18 protein-coding genes are annotated in these 19,386 nt (G+C 52.0%); 9 read left to right on the forward strand and 9 right to left on the reverse strand.

Going from position 1 to position 19,386, the window contains the following annotated elements; translation table 11 throughout:
- The first annotated feature begins 360 nt into the window (after positions 1–360).
- Together BZG80_RS11630 and BZG80_RS11635 are read left to right on the forward strand one after the other, a co-directional pair.
- Positions 361–1,209: a LysR family transcriptional regulator gene (locus BZG80_RS11630; RefSeq protein ID WP_077679403.1), complete on the forward strand. Its 849-nt coding sequence runs from the start codon at positions 361–363 to the stop codon at positions 1,207–1,209.
- 151 nt (positions 1,210–1,360) lie between these two features.
- Entirely contained in the window at positions 1,361–1,966 is a 606-nt protein-coding gene (locus BZG80_RS11635) for a cysteine hydrolase family protein (protein WP_077679404.1), read from the forward strand.
- Between the two features lie 157 nt (positions 1,967–2,123).
- Here BZG80_RS11635 and BZG80_RS11640 read toward each other — a convergent pair whose 3' ends face one another.
- Together BZG80_RS11640 and BZG80_RS11645 are read right to left on the reverse strand one after the other, a co-directional pair.
- On the reverse strand, positions 2,124–2,366 hold the full coding sequence (locus BZG80_RS11640) for an addiction module antidote protein (RefSeq protein WP_077679405.1): 243 nt from the start codon (positions 2,364–2,366) through the stop codon (positions 2,124–2,126).
- A gap of 59 nt (positions 2,367–2,425) precedes the next feature.
- Entirely contained in the window at positions 2,426–2,824 is a 399-nt protein-coding gene (locus tag BZG80_RS11645) for a hypothetical protein (RefSeq protein WP_077679406.1), read from the reverse strand.
- Between the two features lie 250 nt (positions 2,825–3,074).
- Here BZG80_RS11645 and BZG80_RS11650 point away from each other — a divergent pair, with 250 nt between their 5' ends.
- The 4 genes from BZG80_RS11650 (at position 3,075) to BZG80_RS11665 (ending at position 7,184) form a co-directional block, all read left to right on the forward strand.
- The gene (locus BZG80_RS11650; protein ID WP_077575907.1) at positions 3,075–3,986 is read left to right on the forward strand and encodes a 3-keto-5-aminohexanoate cleavage protein; all 912 of its coding nucleotides are present in this window, start codon (positions 3,075–3,077) and stop codon (positions 3,984–3,986) included.
- Positions 3,983–4,939, forward strand: coding sequence for an L-carnitine dehydrogenase (locus BZG80_RS11655; RefSeq protein WP_077679407.1), 957 nt, complete (start codon positions 3,983–3,985; stop codon positions 4,937–4,939). Before BZG80_RS11650 ends, BZG80_RS11655 begins: the two co-directional genes overlap by 4 nt.
- Complete coding sequence (locus tag BZG80_RS11660; RefSeq protein WP_077575905.1) at positions 4,939–5,400, forward strand: thioesterase family protein; 462 nt, start codon at positions 4,939–4,941, stop codon at positions 5,398–5,400. The genes BZG80_RS11655 and BZG80_RS11660 overlap by 1 nt, the downstream gene beginning before the upstream one ends.
- 227 nt (positions 5,401–5,627) lie before the next feature.
- Positions 5,628–7,184 (forward strand): BCCT family transporter, encoded by a 1,557-nt coding sequence (locus BZG80_RS11665; RefSeq protein WP_198532948.1) that lies wholly within the window; start codon positions 5,628–5,630, stop codon positions 7,182–7,184.
- Between the two features lie 80 nt (positions 7,185–7,264).
- Here the strand turns inward: BZG80_RS11665 and BZG80_RS11670 are convergent, their stop codons facing one another.
- Positions 7,265–8,212 carry a GlxA family transcriptional regulator gene (locus BZG80_RS11670; protein WP_198532949.1) on the reverse strand — a complete coding sequence of 316 codons (948 nt, stop codon included), beginning with the start codon at positions 8,210–8,212 and terminating at the stop codon, positions 7,265–7,267.
- A gap of 296 nt (positions 8,213–8,508) precedes the next feature.
- Here BZG80_RS11670 and BZG80_RS11675 point away from each other — a divergent pair, with 296 nt between their 5' ends.
- Complete coding sequence (locus BZG80_RS11675) at positions 8,509–9,882, forward strand: hemolysin family protein (protein ID WP_077679410.1); 1,374 nt, start codon at positions 8,509–8,511, stop codon at positions 9,880–9,882.
- On the forward strand, positions 9,879–10,895 hold the full coding sequence (locus tag BZG80_RS11680; protein WP_077679411.1) for a CNNM domain-containing protein: 1,017 nt from the start codon (positions 9,879–9,881) through the stop codon (positions 10,893–10,895). Before BZG80_RS11675 ends, BZG80_RS11680 begins: the two co-directional genes overlap by 4 nt.
- A 148-nt stretch (positions 10,896–11,043) precedes the next feature.
- Here BZG80_RS11680 and metQ read toward each other — a convergent pair whose 3' ends face one another.
- From metQ to metN, 3 genes are read right to left on the reverse strand one after another with little or no spacing between them, the layout of a single operon-like run.
- A complete protein-coding gene (gene metQ, locus BZG80_RS11685) occupies positions 11,044–11,859 on the reverse strand; it encodes a methionine ABC transporter substrate-binding lipoprotein MetQ (protein ID WP_077460093.1) in 816 nt (271 codons plus the stop codon).
- A 54-nt stretch (positions 11,860–11,913) separates the two neighbouring features.
- Positions 11,914–12,600, reverse strand: a complete 687-nt coding sequence (locus tag BZG80_RS11690) for a methionine ABC transporter permease (RefSeq protein WP_021023981.1) — start codon at positions 12,598–12,600, stop codon at positions 11,914–11,916.
- Positions 12,590–13,624, reverse strand: a complete 1,035-nt coding sequence (gene metN, locus BZG80_RS11695; RefSeq protein ID WP_077575901.1) for a methionine ABC transporter ATP-binding protein MetN — start codon at positions 13,622–13,624, stop codon at positions 12,590–12,592. Before metN ends, BZG80_RS11690 begins: the two co-directional genes overlap by 11 nt.
- 263 nt (positions 13,625–13,887) lie before the next feature.
- On the opposite strand from metN, the gene BZG80_RS11700 reads away from it, so the two are divergent.
- Complete coding sequence (locus tag BZG80_RS11700) at positions 13,888–14,526, forward strand: LysE family translocator (RefSeq protein ID WP_077575900.1); 639 nt, start codon at positions 13,888–13,890, stop codon at positions 14,524–14,526.
- Here BZG80_RS11700 and BZG80_RS11705 read toward each other — a convergent pair whose 3' ends face one another.
- The 3 genes from BZG80_RS11705 to BZG80_RS11715 form a co-directional block, all read right to left on the reverse strand.
- Positions 14,527–15,657: an amidohydrolase gene (locus BZG80_RS11705; RefSeq protein ID WP_241833903.1), complete on the reverse strand. Its 1,131-nt coding sequence runs from the start codon at positions 15,655–15,657 to the stop codon at positions 14,527–14,529.
- A 126-nt stretch (positions 15,658–15,783) separates the two neighbouring features.
- The gene (pta, locus tag BZG80_RS11710) at positions 15,784–17,931 is read right to left on the reverse strand and encodes a phosphate acetyltransferase (RefSeq protein WP_077679413.1); all 2,148 of its coding nucleotides are present in this window, start codon (positions 17,929–17,931) and stop codon (positions 15,784–15,786) included.
- A gap of 105 nt (positions 17,932–18,036) precedes the next feature.
- Positions 18,037–19,233 (reverse strand): acetate kinase, encoded by a 1,197-nt coding sequence (locus BZG80_RS11715; RefSeq protein WP_077575897.1) that lies wholly within the window; start codon positions 19,231–19,233, stop codon positions 18,037–18,039.
- Between the last annotated feature and the right edge of the window lie 153 nt (positions 19,234–19,386).

Below are 19,386 nucleotides of genomic sequence, written 5' to 3' on the forward strand. Positions count from 1 at the left end.
ATTAAATTGAAATTTATTGGTCTCCTAGCATAGACTGAAACGCAGTGCTCCTCATCATCAATAATGAACACAAGCTAAGTGACTTTCCATAATTATAGTTATCCACTCCTTGCTAATTTACTTAATGATTCTAAATGATTTCTGACCATTTATAAGCCTCAACGCCACTCCTAACGCATTCACAATCGCCATCAGTGTCTTGAGGGATTGCCTTTTGGGCTGAGTGTGCGATAGCACGCCTCTCGTGAAAGACTAGTTTGTTTGGCAATATCATATGTTTAGGTTTTTATGTGTTAGGCTGCATAGTTGGACGCTTTTATTGAGTTTGCATTTTTATCTGATCTTTAGGAGAGCTTCTCGGTGATAAATTGGGACGATTTAAAGTACTTTCTGGCGCTTTATGAGTCGGGCAAAGTCAGCGACGCAGCAGCGAGGTTAAATGTAAACCATGCGACGATTTCAAGGCGTATTAATCGGCTTGAAGACGCCTTACGAATCAACCTTTTCGATCGTACTGGAGATGGGTTTACGCCCTCAATAGAGGGCGAATTGCTCTATGAGCGCTCTGTGATTGTGAGAGATGAGGTTGATGGATTATCGGAATCAATTTCTCCAGACGCTCGTTTTAACCAGTCCGTGAAGATTTCGATGGTGCCATTTTTAGCTGAGAGCATGCTCGTTGAGCAGCTGAAAAGTCTTCAAGACCGTTTTCCAGAACTGAGAATAGAGGTAGATACATCGACTAGGAATCTGAATGTATCGAAGCAAGAGGTTGATATTGCGTTAAGAATGGGACTACCTAAGCAAGGAGAGTCCATATGTAAAAAAGTGGGAGAATGTTCCTTTCTGATTGCAGGAAACGCGTTTTGGATTGAGAGGTTGAAAAACGGTGAGTCAGTGAATATTGTCACTTATACCTCTGAGCTGAGCCATTTAAGAGAATGTCAATTTTTAATAGAAAAACATGGCCTTAAGTCAATTCGATTTCAGGCTGATACTGTATCTCTACAGAAAAAGGCGGCAGAGCTTGGCTATGGTATTGCGCTATTACCCGAGATAACCCTTCGCTCCAGCCCTTTGGTGACTTTGGAGCCCGACCAACCCATAAAGCGTGATATTTGGATACTTTCCTCGAAAAGAACGCATGCCTCCACGTCAAAGAAAATTGTAATGGATGAAGTGGCAAAGATATGTCAAACCATGATTTAGCTGCTTTCCACACCCCTCGTTATACCAAAATAGGTAAGTTAAAGACTAGTGCTTCACTGATAAGCATTTTTGCACATCCCATGTGCATCAATAGCACTTAATCCGCTTCGGCAGGTGGATATAATCGGCTTAGTTTTCGAGGAGAAAGACGATGAATGAGATTAAAACACTCAGAGATATTGCCGGAGCGAGTAACTGTAAAGTCAATTGGGAAAGTGTAGCGGTTATTTTTATCGACTATCAGAATGAATATGTGCAAGGTGCCTTGCCTTTAGGCGAAGCTGGAGAAAAGGCATTGTTTAATGCCCAAAAAATCCTTGATAGAGCACGCCATCTGTCTGTTCCGATTTTTCATGTTTTACACAAAGGGAGTTCAAGCTCACCCGTTTTTAACTGTGATAGTGAGCTGTCTGATGTAGTCAGCTGCATGGCACCTATTTCCAGCGAGAAGGTGATACATAAGACACTACCTAGCTCGTTTTATAACACAAAGCTTGAAAGCGCCTTAAAACGAAGCGGTTGTACTCAAATTTTGGTTGCAGGCTTTATGAGTCACATGTGCGTTATGGCGACGACGATTAGTGCTCTAGAGCGCGGGTATGAAGTGATCGTTTGTGAAGATGCCTGTGCGTCACGCTCATTACCGGATCAGCAAGGAAGCACTATTGATGAACGCTCTGTTCATACAGTATCAATGGCAGCGTTGGGAGATCGCTACGCTTCTATTCAATCGACGCGCAGCATTATTACTTCATAGCAAAAAGCCCGCACTATTCAGCGCGGGCTCACTCATTTGATGGATTGTATCGGCTGGCTTATCAACCTTTGACAGCAGCGCCACAGTGATTAATACGCGTTTGTTGAATAGACCCACCAAAGCCTCAACGCCACCCCTAACGCATTCACCATCGCGATCAGTATCTTGAGGGACTGCCTTTTTGGCTGAGTGTGCGGTAGAGCGTTTCTCGTGAAAGACCAGTTTGCTTAGCAATATCTGCCATTCCTTTGGCGCGTGCGACCACACCCAGAGCGTCGGCGATAAATGCGGGATCGCCCGTTTGCACCGCCTCGTCTAGGTAAGCTTGAAGTGCTTCTTGGTTGTCCAAGAGCTCCGCTGGATCAAAAGTATGTAATGGAGGTTTGGGCGTTGTCGTCATAACGGGCTGTCTCCATGCGAATGGATCAATTGGGTCACTGATGACAGTGTAGCTTGGCCCTAGATAATTTTCTGCTCGGGAATGCTTTGGCTACGTTCACGCCTTGATTCTTTAAAAAGCAGAGTGAAAACTATCACGTTTAGTACGAGGTCATAAGAAAATGTTGACATTAAGTCGCTTGGGTTTTGCTCTGAGTACTTAAAATACGGGTATAAGTAAGAGGTGAGTGTGATCAATACTGATAAAACGGCGAGAAAAAGCAGTTGCTTTCGAGTGAATAAAGAAACCCCTTTGTAAATAGAAAACAAAGCGATTAACACAAAATAGCTAATAAACGTACCCGCGGAGTTTATCCCCTTTTCAATAAAGTCACCAATGTACTGATAGCCGCTTGCAATTGATAGCGCTAAGATAACCACGTAAAAAGTGATGACTGAAAGGTACTTATCTGACTTCACAGTGTGTCCTCATTAACTTGATTGCCGCCAGAATACACGCTTAATGCCTGCCTATTAATAATGGTTTGATTTTTTTTTGAATGAGCTTCACGCAATGGTTAAGTAGTGAGCCCGCTATTCACGTCCACCAAACCCCTCGATACTCCCCATAATGTCTCTTTATGCGTCTTTTATGTCGCCTAGTGTCAAGTTGTGACGTGTTATTCCCGACACACTGTGGCCAGTTTAATCAAGCGACAAGAGGCCGAACATGAATCGCAGCGTCATTCTTACCTGCGCCGTCACCGGTGCGGGCGATACCACGGGCAAAAACCCCAATGTGCCAATCACGCCAAAACAGATTGCTGACAACTGTATTGAGGCGGCGCGTGCTGGTGCCAGTGTCGCTCATATTCACGTGCGTGACCCTGAAACGGGCGGCATTAGCCACAACATTGATCACTTCCGTGAGGTGATGGAGCGCGTTCGCGAATCAGACGTCGATATTGTCATGAACATCACCGGCGGTGGCGGCGGTGATTGGGTGCCGGATGCTCAAGACCCAAGCCGTGGTGGCCCGGGCTCCGATATGCAAACCCCAGCCGAGCGTCATGCGCCAGTGGGCGAGCTATTGCCTGAGCTATGTACCCTAGATTGCGGCAGCCTAAATTTTGGCGACATGGTGTACATCAACACCGCTGACTGGCTACGTGAGCAAGCCCGTATGGTGCAGGCTGCGGGCGTGAAAGCAGAGCTGGAATGCTTTGACTTAGGCCACGTGTGGTTTGCGCGTCAGCTACAAAAAGAAGGCTTGCTCGAGGGCGATCCGCTGTTTCAGCTTTGCTTAGGCATTCCATGGGGCGCAGAAGCGGACACCGAAACCATGCTGGCAATGCGCAATAAGCTGCCTGAAAACGCCAACTGGGCGGCGTTTGGAATTGGTCGTCATCAGATGCCGATGGTGGCGCAAGCCATGTTGCTGGGTGGCCATGCCCGCGTGGGCTTGGAAGATAACCTCTACTTAGAAAAAGGGGTAATGGCGACCAACGGCGGCTTGGTAGAAAAGGCGAGCACCATCATTGAAAACCTTGGCGGTCGCATTATGACGCCTGCACAAACGCGCGCCGCGCTGAAACTGGTTGACCCTAAGACGGGCAAGCCGGTTGAAGGAGGTGACCAATGAGCAAGCAGTTAGCGGTCATCGGCACTGGCGTGATTGGTAATGGCTGGATTGCGCGTGCCTTGGCGCAAGGTTGGGACGTGGTTGCCTATGACCCTGACCCACAAGCGCCCACTCGCACCCGTGCGTTCGTGGCCAATGCCTGGCCATCGTTAGAAAAACTGGGCCTTGCCGTCGGTGCGGACCCTGCTCGGTTAACCTTTGTTGATAGCCTTGAGCAGGCGGTGAAAGAGGCCGACCTGATCCAAGAGAACGTGCCGGAGCGCATCGATATTAAGCGCCAAACTTTGGCGGCGATTGATGCTGCCGCGGCGCCAAGCGCGATTATTGGCTCATCGACCTCTGGTTTTAAACCCACCGAGCTGCAGACGGATTGTCATAACCACCCAGGGCGGGTGATGGTAGCGCATCCATTCAATCCGGTGTATTTGTTGCCGCTGGTTGAATTAGTGGGCGGCGAGGCCACCCAACCGGATCATATTGACTGCGCCCATGCACTTTACCAAGCGCTGGCAATGCGTCCCTTGGTGGTTAAGCGTGAAATCGAGGGGCATATTGCAGACCGCTTGATGGAAGCGCTGTGGCGTGAAGCCTTGCACCTGGTGAACGATGGGGTGGCTACCACCGAAGAGATTGATGCGGCAGTGGTTTACGGCTGTGGCCTGCGCTGGTCACTGATGGGCACCTTCTTAACCTTCCACCTAGCCGGTGGTGAGCAGGGCATGCGCCATATGCTAGAGCAGTTCGGCCCGGCGCTAAAACTGCCGTGGACCAAGCTTGAAGCGCCTGAGCTGACTGATGAATTGATTGATAAAGTGGTCAAAGGCTGTGAACACCAAGCCGCGGGTCGTCCCGTTTCTGAGCTAGACCGTCGCCGTGACGCGTTTTTGGTCGAGCTTTTAGACTTGGCGCAGAAGTATTGGCCAGAGGCTGAAGGCTTGGAAGGGCGCATCTAATGGCACTATTAACTATAGACGTCGCGCCAGAATGGGTCGATTATAACGGGCACATGAACGACGCCGAGTACGCGCGCGTGTTCTCGCTGGGTGTCGATGCGCTAATGGCCACTATTGGCTTGGATGACGCCGGCCGCACCCAGCATCGCTATACCATTTATACCCTAGAAACCCATTTGTGTTACCGACGTGAGGCGCATCAAGGCCAGACCTTGGTGGTCGACGTGACCGTGTTAGCGCGTGATCAAAAGCGCCTGCACGTGTTTATGCAAATGTGTGATAGCCAAGGTGAGGTGCTGGCCACCAGCGAGCAGATGCTGATGGGCATCGATACGCAAACCGGTCGCCCCGCGCCTTTTCCAGATGTTGTGGCCAATCTCATCGAGACACTGCCTTGCGCGGTTGAGAGTGATTGGCCCGAGAGTGCCGGCCGTCGTATCGGGTTACCCAAGCGGTATTGAACGACGCTGCCATCGGGCGCTAAAGAGTTATCAAGTCCCGCTCAGTAGAGGCTGAGCGGTTAACGGGATCGCCGGCCCGACTTCCGGCTCAAGGAGGATTTATTATCGCTACGCCAACCCCACCACACTCATCCAAGCGTCGTGACAGCCACCAGGCTGAAACATCGACCGATTATACCGTCACCGAGCTTGCTCAGGATGGCTTCTTTCAGGGCATGCATCGTGGCATGACCATTTGCTCTGCACTGCTGGTGCTGGCTTTTGTGCTGTTTACCGGCTTTCAATCGGAGACGGCCAGCGTCCTGTTTGGTGCGACGCGCACCTGGATTGAAAGCACCTTTAGTGGCTACTACCTGGTCACTGTGATGCTGTTATTGACCGTGTGCGGTTTTATCGTTTTCAGCAAGTACGGCAATGTGCGCCTCGGCCCTGACGACAGCCGTCCGGAGTTTAGCAACTTCTCTTGGTTCTCGATGCTGTTCTCTGCTGGCATCGGTATCGGCATCCTGTTTTTTGGGGTGGCCGAACCCATTTTTTACCTCGATAACACCGGCGGATTTGGTTATCCCAACAATCCCCACGCCGATATGGCAGGCGCGGCCGCCATTGGTTACGAGCGTGCCATCGATGCGCTGCGGGTCACCGTTTTCCACTGGGGGCTGCATGGTTGGGCTATCTACGTGATTGTCGGCATGTCGCTGGCGTATTTTGCCTACCGTAAGCAACTGCCACTGGCGCTGCGCTCGGCGCTTTATCCTTTCATTGGCGAGCGCATTTACGGCGCTTGGGGGCATCTTTTCGATATCCTCGGTGTACTGGGTTGCGTGTTCGGCGTCGCGACCTCACTCGGTCTCGGCGTCAGTCAAATGGCGGTGGGGCTGGAGCGCCTGATCGGTATGACCTCCGGTTTGTCGACGCAGTTGATCTTGATTGCAGTGATTTCGGCGATCTCGATTGTGTCGGCGGTATCCGGGGTGCGCCGTGGGATCCGTATTATCTCCCAGATGAACATTTGGGTGTCGGTGCTGGTAGTCGGTATCTTTTTCATTGGCGGCCCCACACTTTGGCTGATCAGCGCGTTCGGCGAAACCTTGCTCGATTATGCAATTAACTTTATTCCGATGGGGCTGTGGTTTGCTGATGAGCCGGGCACGGTGGAGTGGCAGCAGGCCTGGACCATTTTCTATTGGGGCTGGTGGCTGGCTTGGGCGCCGTTCGTGGGTCTGTTTATCGCGCGTATTTCCAAAGGGCGCACTCTGCGTGAGTTTGTGTTAGGGGTCTTATTTGTGCCCACCTTACTGATCTTTGTCTGGCTGGTTATCTTCGGCGGTAATGCCATCTACCAAGAGCTGTATGCCAGTGGTGGCGTCGGCAGTGCTGGGATCATCGATTTGGTGAACGCTTGGGAGCTTCCCGCCGCATTATTTGCCGCAGCGGATGGGATCGTAGGTTCTGGGATGTTCGGCTGGATACTCTCAGCCCTGATGGTGTTCTTGTTGATGAGCTGGTTTGTGACCTCGTCTGATTCAGGCACCTTAGTGCTGACGACGATTTTGTCACTGGGTGATGAAGAGCCACCGAAGCGTTTCCGGGTGCTTTGGGGCGTGGTGATTGGCTTAGTCGCTGCAACGCTGCTGATGGCCGGCGGCCTTAAAGCGCTACAAACAGCATTGATCGCCGCGGCCTTGCCACTGAGCGTGGTGATCCTGGTGATGACCGCCGGGGTGCTGATCTCACTGTTTGGTGAATCGCGCCGCTCGCTCGTCGCGGCTAAAAAAAGCTAGCCGCGAAACAAGCTGCTCATTCCGTTGCCGATTAAGGTGGTGGGGTGAGCGGCTTTTTTATCTATCTTGTTTTTCTTCTTTTACTGGCTTTGGGCTTTGCGCATCTCGCGCGGTGACACGCCGTAATGGGTGCGAAACGCGCGGGAAAAACTCGAGCTTGAGCTAAAGCCACAGGCCAATCCCACCGTTAACACATCGAGATCGGTTTCTTTAAGCAAGTAACGGGCACGATCTAGCCGCAATCCTAAATACCAGCTGCGCGGCGACTGATTAAGCTCGCTGTCAAAAAGGCGTTGTAGGTGACGCAGCGAGATACCACTGCGCTCAGCGACTTCTGCCAAGGACAAGGGTGATTCTATATGGCGCTCCATCACATCCACCGCGTCGACCAGACGTCGTCGATGGGTGCCCAAGCGGCGCGCTAACGTCATTCGCTGCTGATCGCGTCGAGTACGAATGCGCTCGTGTACCAGCTGCTCGGAGACGTCGATGGCCAACTGGTTGCCGTGACGACGCGCTATCACATCGAGCGCCATGTCCATCGCCGCTGCGCCCCCTGCGCAGGAGAAGCGCCGCGGTCCCAGTTCAAACAGCTCATCTGAGGTTCTCACCTCTGGGAAGCGCTCTTGAAACGAGGGCAAACTTTCCCAATGCAGGGTGACCCGCTCGCCCTTGAGCAGATCGGCAGCGGCCAACAAAAAGCAGCCGGTATCGAGTCCGCCCAGCACACAGCCTGCCGCATCAAGACGGTGCAGCCAACGCATCAAAGGACGACTAAGGTAAGCTTCAGGATCAAAACCGCTACAGACCGCGAGTGAGGGAAGATCATGCACGGCGTCGATGGCTGTGTCGGCCAGCAGTGACATGCCGTTGGACGCCGTCACCGGCTTGCCGTCTTCACTGATCATTTGCCAATCAAACAGCGATTCGCCGCTGATCTGGTTGGCTATACGCAATGGCTCGACAGCAGAGAAAAAGGCCATCATCGAAAAGCGGGGGAGTAGTAGAAAACCGAGGCGTTCCGGCATTGGACCTGTGTATTCAAGGCGCATGATCACAAATGAACAAAGAATGGTAGAAATAATGATGAGGGGCGGCCACTGGCAGGGTCAAGCTAAGCCCACCATTTTCCTGAAAAAAAGCACAGCCGCTCTTGGCTACCAAACGCGCGACGGTGAGGTGTACAAAAATTAACTAGACTGTATCGATATCACCAGAATATACTCCGATTCCTCTTTCTACATAAGGCATATTTTGTGGATCCAACACGCGTCGATTGTCACTCCCCTTCACTGGTACGTTGTCACCAACAAAGGATGCAGTCATGATTGAACCTATGATTACCCTCCTGCTCGGTCTTTTCTTTATTTTGTTAATTATTGCCGCTAATGGCTACTTTGTGGCGCAAGAGTTTGCCTATATGGCGGTCGATCGCGCAAAGCTTGCGACCTTAGCTGCGACGGGCGATGCATCGGCCAAACGGGCGCTGGCGGTGACAAAACGGACGAGCTTTATGCTATCTGGCGCGCAGCTTGGTATCACGGTCACCGGCTTGGTGTTGGGCTTTGTTGCCGAGCCGCTGGTCGGCGAGTCGATGGGGGTATTATTGCAACGGCTTGGACTGTCGTTGGAAACGGGGATCGCGATTGGCACCATGGCGACGCTTGCGGTGGCGATGATTGTGCAAATGATTTTGGGTGAGCTTTACCCGAAAAACTTAGCCATTGCCAATGCTGAACCCATGGCGCGTATGATGTCGCGGTCGACACTGATTTATATGTCGGTGTTTGGTTGGATCATCAGTTTCTTTGATAAATCGGCCAACCTGGTGCTGCGTATTGTGGGGATTCAACCGGTACATGATCTTGATATGAGTGCCTCAGAAGACGACTTACACCATATTATCGCCGACTCGCGAGAAAGCGGGGATTTGCCGGTGGAGTTGTCACTGATGATGGATCGGATCCTGGATTTTCCTGCGCGCGATGTTGAGCATGCAATGGTGCCGCGTTCGCAAGTTGATTGGGTGTCGCCAGAAACCAAGCTGTCCGAATTGTTGGCGCTGATGGCGCAAGCCCACACCCGTTATCCGGTGCTTGATGATAATGATGCGCCGGTGGGCGTGGTGCATCTGGCAGACGTTCTCGCGAAAACAGAGTCCCATTCGGATGATACCGTGGCGTCAGTGATGCGTCCGGCCAGTGTTATCCCCACATTAATGCCGTTGCCAAATGCACTGGATCAGTTGGTGCGTTCGACCAATCAACTGGCATGTGTGATTGATGAATATGGCGGCTTTGCCGGGGTATTAACGATTGAAGATTTGGCCATGGAGATCGTGGGAGAAATTACCGACGAGCATGATAGTGATCATGCCGAGGCGGTTATCCCTGAAAGTGACAATGTCTGGTTGATGGATGGTGATGTGCACATCGACGAAGTGGAGCGTGCGATTGGCTATGATCTGCCGCGGGACGATGTCGAAACCATTGCAGGGGTATTGATTGCGGCATGTGGCGCATTGCCAGCTGTAGGGGACACGGTGACCATCGCGCTGCCGATTGATCCATCCGAACTGGCAGAGAGTCAGCCGATCGTGCGTCATCTTGAGGTGGATGTGTTAAGCATCGAGCGACATATCCCCACGTCAGTGCGGGTTACGCTTATCGAGCAGCCCATTGCGGAGGATAACCAATGACCGATCCTTTGATGGTTAGTGTTGTCACGCTGGCTTTGATTGTATTGAGTGGCTTTTTTGTCATTATCGAGTTTGCCTTGATGGGTGCGCGTCGACATCGTCTGGAAGAAATGGCGGTTGAGAGTGGGTCGGCGCGGGCAGCGCTGCGTGGCATGAATGATTTGACCTTGATGCTGGCAGGGGCGCAATTAGGGATCACCTTTTGTACCTTTGCACTCGGGGCGGTCACCAAGCCGGCGGTAGATGTCTGGGTAGGGCCCGTCTTTCTCGCGGTTGGCTTGCCCGCTTGGGCGGCTGATGCGGCGGCCTTCGGGTTTGCGCTGTTCGTGGTGACATTTTTGCACCTCGTCGTGGGTGAGATGGCACCGAAATCTTGGTCGATTGCTCATCCAGAAAAGTCAGCACTGGCAATCGGTGTTGTCTCGCGTGCTTATGTGTGGCCGTTACGTCCGTTACTTCGCTGGGTCAACCGTATTGCCAATCGCTTGGTGAAAGCCTCAGGGGTTGAGCCAGTAGAAAGCGCCGCGGTAGGGGGACAAGATATTCAAACCATTCGTCAATTGGTTGAACACTCGGGCAAAGTCGGTACCTTGCAACCAGCGATTCAACGACAATTGTCGGGGTTGATCGATCTGAGTTCGATTGCAATCGAAACCTTGGTCACCCAGGGACAGGTGATGGCACATGTTGATAAACATGCAACGGTCGCAGAGGTGCGCGCTGTCGCCGTGTCGTCAGGGCATCTGCGTATTTTGGTGTTTGGCAACAAAGGGCTTAAGCCGTTAGTGGTTCACGTCCGGGATACGCTACTCGAACCGGCAGACCGACTCGCACGCGATGTCGCTCGCAATGCCTATGTTTTGGATGCCAACACCCCCATCTACGAAGCGCTAGCGCGCATGCGTGAAGCCAGCGTTCAGCTTGCGGTGGTGAGTAAAGAGGGGGAAATGATTGGCGTGGTGACGCTTGCGGATATTTTAAAACGCGTGCTTCCCGTCACCGCTGCAAGTTAAAAGACAGTGCGCCATGATTAAAAAAAACGCCACAAGTGATTGTGGCGTTTTTATTGCTTTCGTTTCTATTGCTATCGTTTTTATTGCGAACGATGGTGACGAGATTTGATGCCTCCACCGGGGCGCTGATGTTTTTCGAGCGGTTGACTTACCAGCCTTTCACCACCGCGCCGTCAAAGATTTCCATCGCCGCGTTGTAAACCGCGTCAGTTTGGTAAGCTTTAACAAACGTCTTGACGTTTTCTGCGTCTACGTTGTCTTTGCGGGCTACAATCAGGTTTACGTAGGGTGAGTCCTTCCCTTCAACAAACAGGCCGTCTTTGCTTGGGGTTAGGCCGATGCCAGCGGCAAAGGTATTGTTGATGATGGCAATATCCACGTCTTCCAGTGAGCGAGGCAGTTGTGGGCCTTCCAGTTCAATAATTTCAATGTTTTTCGGGTTTTCAACGATATCGAGCTTGGTAGCGCTGATGCCAGCACCTTCTTTGAGTTTTAGGATGCCTTGCTGCTCAAGCAGTAGTAATGAACGGCCGAGGCTAGCAGGGTTATTCGGCACGGCAATTTGCCCGTCTTCTGGGAGATCGGCCACGCTATCTAGCTTGTAAGAATAGGCCGCAATCGGGTACACAAAGGTGTTGCCAGCAATCGCAAACTCGTAGCCGCGATCTTTGATTTGCGCATCTAAGTAAGGTTTGTGCTGAAAGGCATTCACATCAACCGATCCATCGTCGAGTGCCGCGTTGGGCGACACATAATCGGTAAAGGTGATCAGCTCAACGTCGAGGCCTAACTTCTTGGCTTCTTTTACTGCGTGCTCGGCCACTTGTGCTTCTTCGCCTGCCATCACGCCCACGGTGATGCTGTTGGCATCGCTAGCGGCTTGCTCTTTTTCTCCGCACCCGGTGAGTAGGAGTGTGGAGGCGAGGCCTAAGGTGGTTAAAAGTGTTTTAATGGTGGTCTTCATTGTCTGTCTCCCTTGATAAGATTGTCCGTCGTTTACGGTAAGTGTTGTGTTTTATTATCGGTGATCGGTTCGGCGTACCAAGTAATCGCCTAAAGATTGTATGGCTTGTACCAGCACGACTAGCATGACAACGGTGATCAGCATAACCGTGGTATCAAAGCGCTGGTAGCCGTAGCGGATACCGACATCGCCTAGGCCGCCACCGCCCACGGCTCCAGCCATAGCAGAGTAGCTGACAAGGGTGACCAAGGTAATGGTTGCGCCATTAATAATGCCAGGTAGCGCTTCGGGCACGAGTACTTTATAGATAATTTGCAATGGGGTAGCGCCCATGGCTTTGGCTGCTTCTTCTAGTCCCGGTGGCAGCTCTAAAAGCGCCGCTTCGACCAGACGTGCAACGAAAGGGATCGCGCCCACTGTCAGCGGGACAATTGCTGCCGCTGTTCCAATCGAGGTGCCGACGAGCAGGCGGGTAAAGGGAATAATCGCAACCAACAAGATAATAAAGGGGATCGAGCGACCAATATTCACCACCGCGCCGAGCGCTTGGTTAAACTTGGGTTGCGCTAGCAGCCCCCCTTTTTTGGTGACGTGTAGCATCACACCTAATGGGATCCCAATGGCAAAGCCTATCAGGCCGGAGGCAAAGACCATATACAGAGTTTGACCTGTGGCTTCGGCAAGCAAGTTAAGCAGGGCGTTGTTTTCGTTGACCCAATTTATAAGTTGATCAATCAACATAGCCAAGTACCTCCGTGTTGACATGGTGCTGGTTGAGATAGTGGATGGCGTCTTCGACCGCTTTTTTCGGGCCCATAATCTCTGCCAGTAGTAAGCCGAATTTGACGCCGCCAGCGTAGTCGATATCAGAGCTTAAAATGCTGATGTCGATATCAAACAGCCTTGATATTTGACTGATCAATGGATCATCCACGGTAGCGCCGGTAAATTCTAGGCGCACCAAGGGGTAGCTGCCGTCAAAGTAGGTTTCTTTTAAGCGTTGGGCATAGTCATAAGGCACCGATAAATCCAAGGTTGAGCGGATAAATTGTTTCGCTAAGTCGGATTTCGGATGGGCAAAAATGTCGCCCACTGGGCCAGATTCGACCAATTCACCGTCACCAATAATGGCAACGTCGTGACAAATGCGCTTCACCACGTCCATTTCGTGGGTGATCAATAAAATGGTCAGGTTGAGCTTTTCATTAATGGTTTGTAGCAGTGACAAAATCGATTGTGTCGTAGCAGGATCCAGTGCGCTAGTGGCTTCATCACACAATAATACGTCTGGGCTTGGCGCCAGTGCGCGGGCAATCGCGACACGTTGTTTTTGTCCGCCACTGAGGCTAGCCGGATAGACATGACGCTTATCGGCTAAACCAACTAAATCGAGTAACTCGGTGACTCGGGTTTCGATCGCGTCACTGCTCGCGCCGCTCAGTTCAAGCGGTAGAGCGATGTTGTCGAAGACCGATCGCGATGACAGTAGGTTAAAGTGTTGGAAAATCATCCCGATTTGACGGCGAGCTTGGGTCAGATCGCGATTGGATAACGCGGTGAGGTTAACGCCTCCTACCTTTACCGTGCCGCTGGTTGGGCGCTCGAGCAGGTTAACCATTCGGATCAGCGTACTTTTGCCGGCACCAGAGGCACCGATCACACCAAATACTTTTCCTTTCGGGATAAATAAGTTGATGTCGTTAAGGGCATGAATTCGGCGCTCCCCGAGTTCGAATACCTTGTTGAGTTTGGATATCTCAATCATCACATGTCCTTGGCGATAAATTTGATCACAGCCGACTGACTCAGCGGTCTATCCCGCGCTCTTGCTGTCGTTCTGGTTATTGATGCTATGAGTTAGGTAAAATGAAGTCAATGGATATTTTTACTTCTGGACGTCTAAATGGCAATAAGGCTAATCAGTTGGTTATAAATAAAACAGTCAACGAGATCTCAAGCGTGCTTGATCTCATCGACTAAAGCGTGTTCACTAATAGCCTTTCTAACCCTTTGTTCTGATTAAGTGATATGCCAACTGCCTTGATTGATACCACGATGTTGACGCTATTTATTCCCACCTTCTTTTTTGTGTCAATCACACCGGGAATGTGTATGACACTATCCATGACCCTGGGGATGACTATCGGAGTTAAGCGTAGCCTACATATGATGTGGGGCGAGCTCATTGGCGTCGGCCTTGTGGCGATTGCGTCAGTGGTAGGGGTGGCGGCCGTGATGCTGAACTATCCTAGCGTGTTTCAAGTGTTTAAGTATGTGGGGGGCGCGTATCTGGCGTATCTCGGCGTACAAATGTGGCGATCGCGTGGCAAAATGGCAATCCCAAAGGAAGAGACGTCGGCGCCGAATGATATCTCTGCGTTATCGTTGGCGGCACAAGGTTTTGTCACTGCGATAGCCAACCCGAAAGGCTGGGCCTTTATGATCTCACTGTTGCCGCCGTTTATTAACCCTGCGATCTCATTGCCCAGCCAGCTGAGCGTGCTGGTGTTGATCATTCTTTGCACGGAATTCAGTTGTTTAATGTTGTATGCCAGCGGTGGGCGCACCTTACGTCAGTTTTTGCAGCAAAAGGGTAATGTGCAATTGCTGAACCGAATCGCCGGCACCTTGATGATCGGCGTCGGCTTTTGGCTGGCGTTGGGGTAATTAACGGCCGTGATGGTGTGTAATCACTCTGCAAAATAGTGCTTTGGCGGTCGCTAAAATCGCATCCGGGAAGTCATAGTCAGGGTTGTGCAGCTGTGGGTGGTGCTCGCCGCTGCCAATGCCAAATAATGCGCCGGGCCAGCGGGCAAGAAATTCGGCGACATCTTCTGACCAACGCATGGGCTCCTTAAGCCAGTGAACCTCTAACCCCAGCGATTGCGCCGCGTTGACCACGACTTGGTTATGCGCTGTGCTGTTTTCGGCGGCAATAAACGGCTCGTGCCAACTTAGATCCACGGTTAATTTTGCTCGGTCGGCGATAGCGTTTACGTGATCGACTAACCGGGTTTGCATGGCATGAAACGTGGCGTTGTCGTCGCTGCGTAGGGTCGCCATTACGGTGGCCTCGCCGGGCGCAACGCCAAACGCGGGGTCGCCAAGTTGGGCGTGAACTAGCGTCACTAAGCTGAACGTGGAAGGATAAGCGTCAGGAAGCTGTGTGAGCATACGCATCACGTCACTCATGGCGTTTGCCGGACTGACCCCGCGCTCTGGGTAAGCGGCATGGGAGGTTTTGCCGTACAACCGAATCGCAACGCCGGTTGAGGCGCAGGCAAAGGTACTTGGGCGCACCACTATCTGATGTTGGGCAAAGCCTGGCAGATTATGAAAGGCATAGACATTGTCGATGTGGCGGGTTGCTAAAAGCGGATTGGCACACAGACGTGCCGCGCCTTCGCCGGTTTCTTCAGCCGGCTGAAAAGCGAGAATGACAGTCCCCTGTTTAGGGGGTGTTTGGCATAGCTGAGCAGCGACGGCAAGCAAGGCGGCAGCATGGCCATCGTGACCGCAGGCATGCATGATGCCATCGTGACAGGATGCATAATCAAGTTGGGTGTGTTCGTGAATGGGTAACGCATCAAAATCGGCGCGTAACAAGGTGGTTGGCCCTGGCTCGCGACCTGCAATGTCTACCACAATACCATGACCGCCCACGCCGGTATGGGGGGTGAGACCAAAGTCGCGTAGTTGGGCGGCAATGGTGCGCGCACTTTGCGCTTCGTGATTAGACAATTCAGGGTATTGGTGCAGGGCATGCCTAAACGCTAAGGGATCAAAATCAATCGCCATCATCGACTCCAAAACAAGGATGGAAAGGCTATGCTAGATCGCTTTGGGGCGTCACGTTGTGAAGTTAAACGCAAAAAAAAGCCAGCAACATGTGCTGGCTTTTGCTCTTTCTGGGCTGAGCGTGGGTTACGCTTGGCCGTTGTCTTCGGCTTGCTTAGCCTGAATCGCTGTCAGTGCCACGGTATAGACAATATCGTCAACCAAGGCGCCACGTGACAGATCGTTCACTGGCTTACGCATGCCTTGTAGCATTGGACCGATAGAGACCAACTCGGCAGAACGCTGTACTGCTTTGTACGTGGTGTTACCTGTGTTCAAGTCTGGGAAGACGAACACGGTGGCTTTACCGGCAACAGGCGAATCTGGCGCTTTTGATTTCGCGACATTTTCCATGATAGCGGCGTCGTACTGCAGTGGGCCATCGATGATCAGATCAGGACGCTTCTCTTGGGCAAGACGGGTGGCTTCGCGGACTTTATCCACGTCTGCCCCTTTGCCTGAGCTACCGGTCGAGTAAGAGATCATCGCTACGCGAGGTTCAATACCGAATGCCGCGGCAGAATCGGCAGATTGGATCGCGATTTCAGCCAGTTGTTCAGCATTTGGATCCGGGTTAATCGCACAGTCACCGTATACCAGCACTTGCTCAGGCAGCAGCATAAAGAATACTGATGAGACCAAAGAAGCGTTCGGTGCGGTTTTGATGATTTGCAGCGGTGGACGGATAGTGTTAGCGGTGGTGTGAACCGCGCCAGATACCAGGCCATCCACTTCGTTCGCTTCTAGCATCATGGTACCCAGTACCACGGTATCTTCGAGGTGTTCTTGGGCAATGACCTCGGTAATACCTTTGCTCTTACGCAGCTCGACCAAGCGTGCCACGTATTTATCGCGTGCTTTTACCGGGTCGATAATTTCTACGCCAGCGCCCAAGGTGACACCTTGCTGATCGGCAACGCGTTTGATTTCTTCTGGGTTACCCAAAAGCACACACTCGGCAATTTTACGCTCAGCACAGATAGCGGCGGCCTTGATGGTACGTGGCTCGTCACCTTCGGGTAGCACAATGCGCTTAGCGGCTCGACGTGCAAATTCGGTCAGCTGATAACGGAACGCGGGTGGACTGAGGCGACGTTCGCGGTTCGACCCTGAGCTGAGTGATTCAATCCAGTTGCCATCAATGTGGCCAGCAACGTGGTCGTTCACAAACTCAACACGGGCTTTATCGTCAGCCGGCACTTCAAGGCTAAAGCTTTGCAGATTGAGCGACGTCTGCCAGGTGTTACCTGCAGTGGTAAATACTGGAAGACCGGTTTCAAACGCGCGGTCACACAGGGCTTTTAACTGATCAGGGATGGCATAACCACCGGTCAGCAACAAGGCACCGATTTCTACGCCGTTCATCGCAGCCAGACACGCGGCGACGATCACGTCAGGGCGGTCAGCCGAAGTCACGAGCAAGGAGCCTGGGCGGAAGTGTTCAACCATATTAGGGATTGAACGCGCACAGAAGGTAATGCTCTTGATGCGACGTGAGTGAATTTCGCCTTCGTTGATAATGGTGGCGTTCAAGTGCTTGGCCATATCGCTAGCACGGGTCGCGATCAGGTCGATTTTCCATGGCACACAACCCAGTACACGGATTGGGCTGGAGTTGAAAATCTGCATCACTTCAACGTTAGTTGGACGTGCGCCGTCCGCTTCGTCAAAGATTTCTGACAGGTCAGGGCGCGTACGACCTGCATCATCAACAGGCGCGTTAAGCTTGTTGATGATCACACCTGAAATGTTGCCGTTTTTGCTGCCACCAAAGTTGGTGCAGGCAAACTCGATACGCTCTTTAAGCTGGGATGGGTTGTCAGTGCCTGGGGTGGTCACAAACACGATTTCTGCATCCAGTGTTTTGGCGATCTCGTAGTTGATCTGGTTCGCGAAGGGGTGGTTACGTGTGGTGACCAAGCCTTCGACGAGCGCAACTTCTGCGTTTTCAGTGGCACGAGTAAAGCGCGCGAGCACTTCTTCGAGCAGCACATCTTCTTGATCCGAGCGCAGCAGGTTTTCGGCTTGGTTCATTGACATCGATTCGGCGACTTTCATATCACTGTTAGCGTGAATGATTTCCGTCGTCAGATCGGTGACGTCAGTGTCGCTACCGTGATGTGGCTGAGCAATCGGTTTAAAAAATGAGACGCGGACGCCTTTACGCTCCATCGCTCGCATGACGCCAAGGCTGACACTTGTCAGGCCGACGCCGGAGCCGATTGGAATTAGCATAATAGTACGGGACACGTTGACTTCCTCTTACTATCTGGTTGGCGTGCCGGATGGTCCGGCACGAATACAAAAACGGCTGAGTGGAATCAGCCGTTGGAAATGGTCTTACAGGCCAGTTAGGCGCGCAGTGTCTTGCGCAATCACCAACTCTTCGTTGGTTGAAATCACCATCGCAGGCACGCGGCTTGCGTCGGTAGTGATCACGCCTTCGCCGCCAAAGCGGGCTTTCAGGTTGCGCTCTTTGTCGACCTCCACACCCAGCAGAGCTAGGCGCTCGAGTACCAATTCGCGGATTGGGCCTGAGTTCTCACCGATGCCGCCGGTGAAGACAATTGCGTCTAGGCGGCCGTCGAGGGTCGCGGTGTAGCTGGCTACGTACTTGGCAAGACGGTGGCAGAACACGTTCATTGCACGTGTTGCTTCTTCTTTCTCGCCGTAGTTATCTTCAACAAAGCGGCAGTCAGAGGTCACTTCGGTCAAGCCTTGCAGGCCAGACTCTTTGGTAAGCATGGTGTTGATTTGCTCAACGCTATAACCGAGTGCATCGTGCAGGTGGAAGATAATCGCTGGGTCTAGGTCACCAGAGCGGGTGCCCATTACCAAGCCTTCCAATGGGGTCATGCCCATTGAAGTATCGACCGATTTGCCGTTTTTAATCGCACATACTGACGCACCGTTACCAAGGTGGCAGTTGATGATGTTCACTTCGTCGACAGGCTTGCCAAGTTGCTCAGCGGCCGCGTTGGCGATAAAGAAGTGAGAGGTACCATGCATGCCGTAGCGACGAATGCCGTGCTCTTTATAAAGATTATAAGGCAGCGCATACAGATAAGCTTCTTCTGGCATGGTTTGGTGATACGCGGTATCGAAAACAGCGACATTTTTCAGCGCAGGGAAGGCTTTTTTCGCCGCCTCAATGCCAACGATATGTGCTGGGTTGTGCAATGGCGCGAAGCTCGCTGCATCGTGGATCCCTTTGAGCACCTCGTCCGTAATCAATGCTGACTGGGTAAAATGCTCACCGCCATGAACAACGCGGTGACCGATAGCACCCAAGTTCTCGGCCAGTTCAGGCTTCGAGGCCAGAATTGTGTCTACAATGAAGGTGAGGGCTTCAGTGTGCGCGGCGCCGTTGCCCAGTTGGGCTTCATGCTTACCGTCCATTTTCCACTTGATGCGGGCTTCTGGAAGGTTAAGGCATTCGGCAAGACCGGTAAGATGCTCATCGCCTGATTGTGCGTCGACAATGGCGAACTTCAAAGAGGAGCTTCCGCAATTGAGTACGAGAACCAGCTTTGACATGTATGACTACCTATGTTTCGTGAGACAGAGTGTATGGAATAAAAAGGATAGTGGACAAATTGAGACACTACCTTTTCAAAAAAGAATTATCTCATGCCTTGTCGCGGGGAAAGAATTATCGTTATCCGTCCTGGATAAGTGAACGCTCCATTG

Origin of the sequence: Salinivibrio sp. MA440 (assembly GCF_001996265.1) — a bacterium.
Classification (GTDB): Bacteria; Pseudomonadota; Gammaproteobacteria; order Enterobacterales; family Vibrionaceae; genus Salinivibrio; species Salinivibrio costicola.

Bases quoted from the DNA above. Each gene is read 5' to 3' on its own strand.
- BZG80_RS11635 (WP_077679404.1), top strand. From the start codon at position 1,361: ATGAATGAGATTAAAACACTCAGAGATATTGCCGGAGCGAGTAACTGT.
- BZG80_RS11640 (WP_077679405.1), bottom strand. From the start codon at position 2,366: ATGACGACAACGCCCAAACCTCCATTACATACTTTTGATCCAGCGGAG.
- BZG80_RS11650 (WP_077575907.1), top strand. From the start codon at position 3,075: ATGAATCGCAGCGTCATTCTTACCTGCGCCGTCACCGGTGCGGGCGAT.
- BZG80_RS11655 (WP_077679407.1), top strand. From the start codon at position 3,983: ATGAGCAAGCAGTTAGCGGTCATCGGCACTGGCGTGATTGGTAATGGC.
- BZG80_RS11660 (WP_077575905.1), top strand. From the start codon at position 4,939: ATGGCACTATTAACTATAGACGTCGCGCCAGAATGGGTCGATTATAAC.
- BZG80_RS11665 (WP_198532948.1), top strand. From the start codon at position 5,628: ATGACCATTTGCTCTGCACTGCTGGTGCTGGCTTTTGTGCTGTTTACC.
- BZG80_RS11670 (WP_198532949.1), bottom strand. From the start codon at position 8,212: ATGCCGGAACGCCTCGGTTTTCTACTACTCCCCCGCTTTTCGATGATG.
- BZG80_RS11675 (WP_077679410.1), top strand. From the start codon at position 8,509: ATGATTGAACCTATGATTACCCTCCTGCTCGGTCTTTTCTTTATTTTG.
- BZG80_RS11680 (WP_077679411.1), top strand. From the start codon at position 9,879: ATGACCGATCCTTTGATGGTTAGTGTTGTCACGCTGGCTTTGATTGTA.
- metQ (WP_077460093.1), bottom strand. From the start codon at position 11,859: ATGAAGACCACCATTAAAACACTTTTAACCACCTTAGGCCTCGCCTCC.
- BZG80_RS11690 (WP_021023981.1), bottom strand. From the start codon at position 12,600: ATGTTGATTGATCAACTTATAAATTGGGTCAACGAAAACAACGCCCTG.
- metN (WP_077575901.1), bottom strand. From the start codon at position 13,624: ATGATTGAGATATCCAAACTCAACAAGGTATTCGAACTCGGGGAGCGC.
- BZG80_RS11700 (WP_077575900.1), top strand. From the start codon at position 13,888: ATGCCAACTGCCTTGATTGATACCACGATGTTGACGCTATTTATTCCC.
- BZG80_RS11705 (WP_241833903.1), bottom strand. From the start codon at position 15,657: ATGGCGATTGATTTTGATCCCTTAGCGTTTAGGCATGCCCTGCACCAA.
- pta (WP_077679413.1), bottom strand. From the start codon at position 17,931: ATGCTAATTCCAATCGGCTCCGGCGTCGGCCTGACAAGTGTCAGCCTT.
- BZG80_RS11715 (WP_077575897.1), bottom strand. From the start codon at position 19,233: ATGTCAAAGCTGGTTCTCGTACTCAATTGCGGAAGCTCCTCTTTGAAG.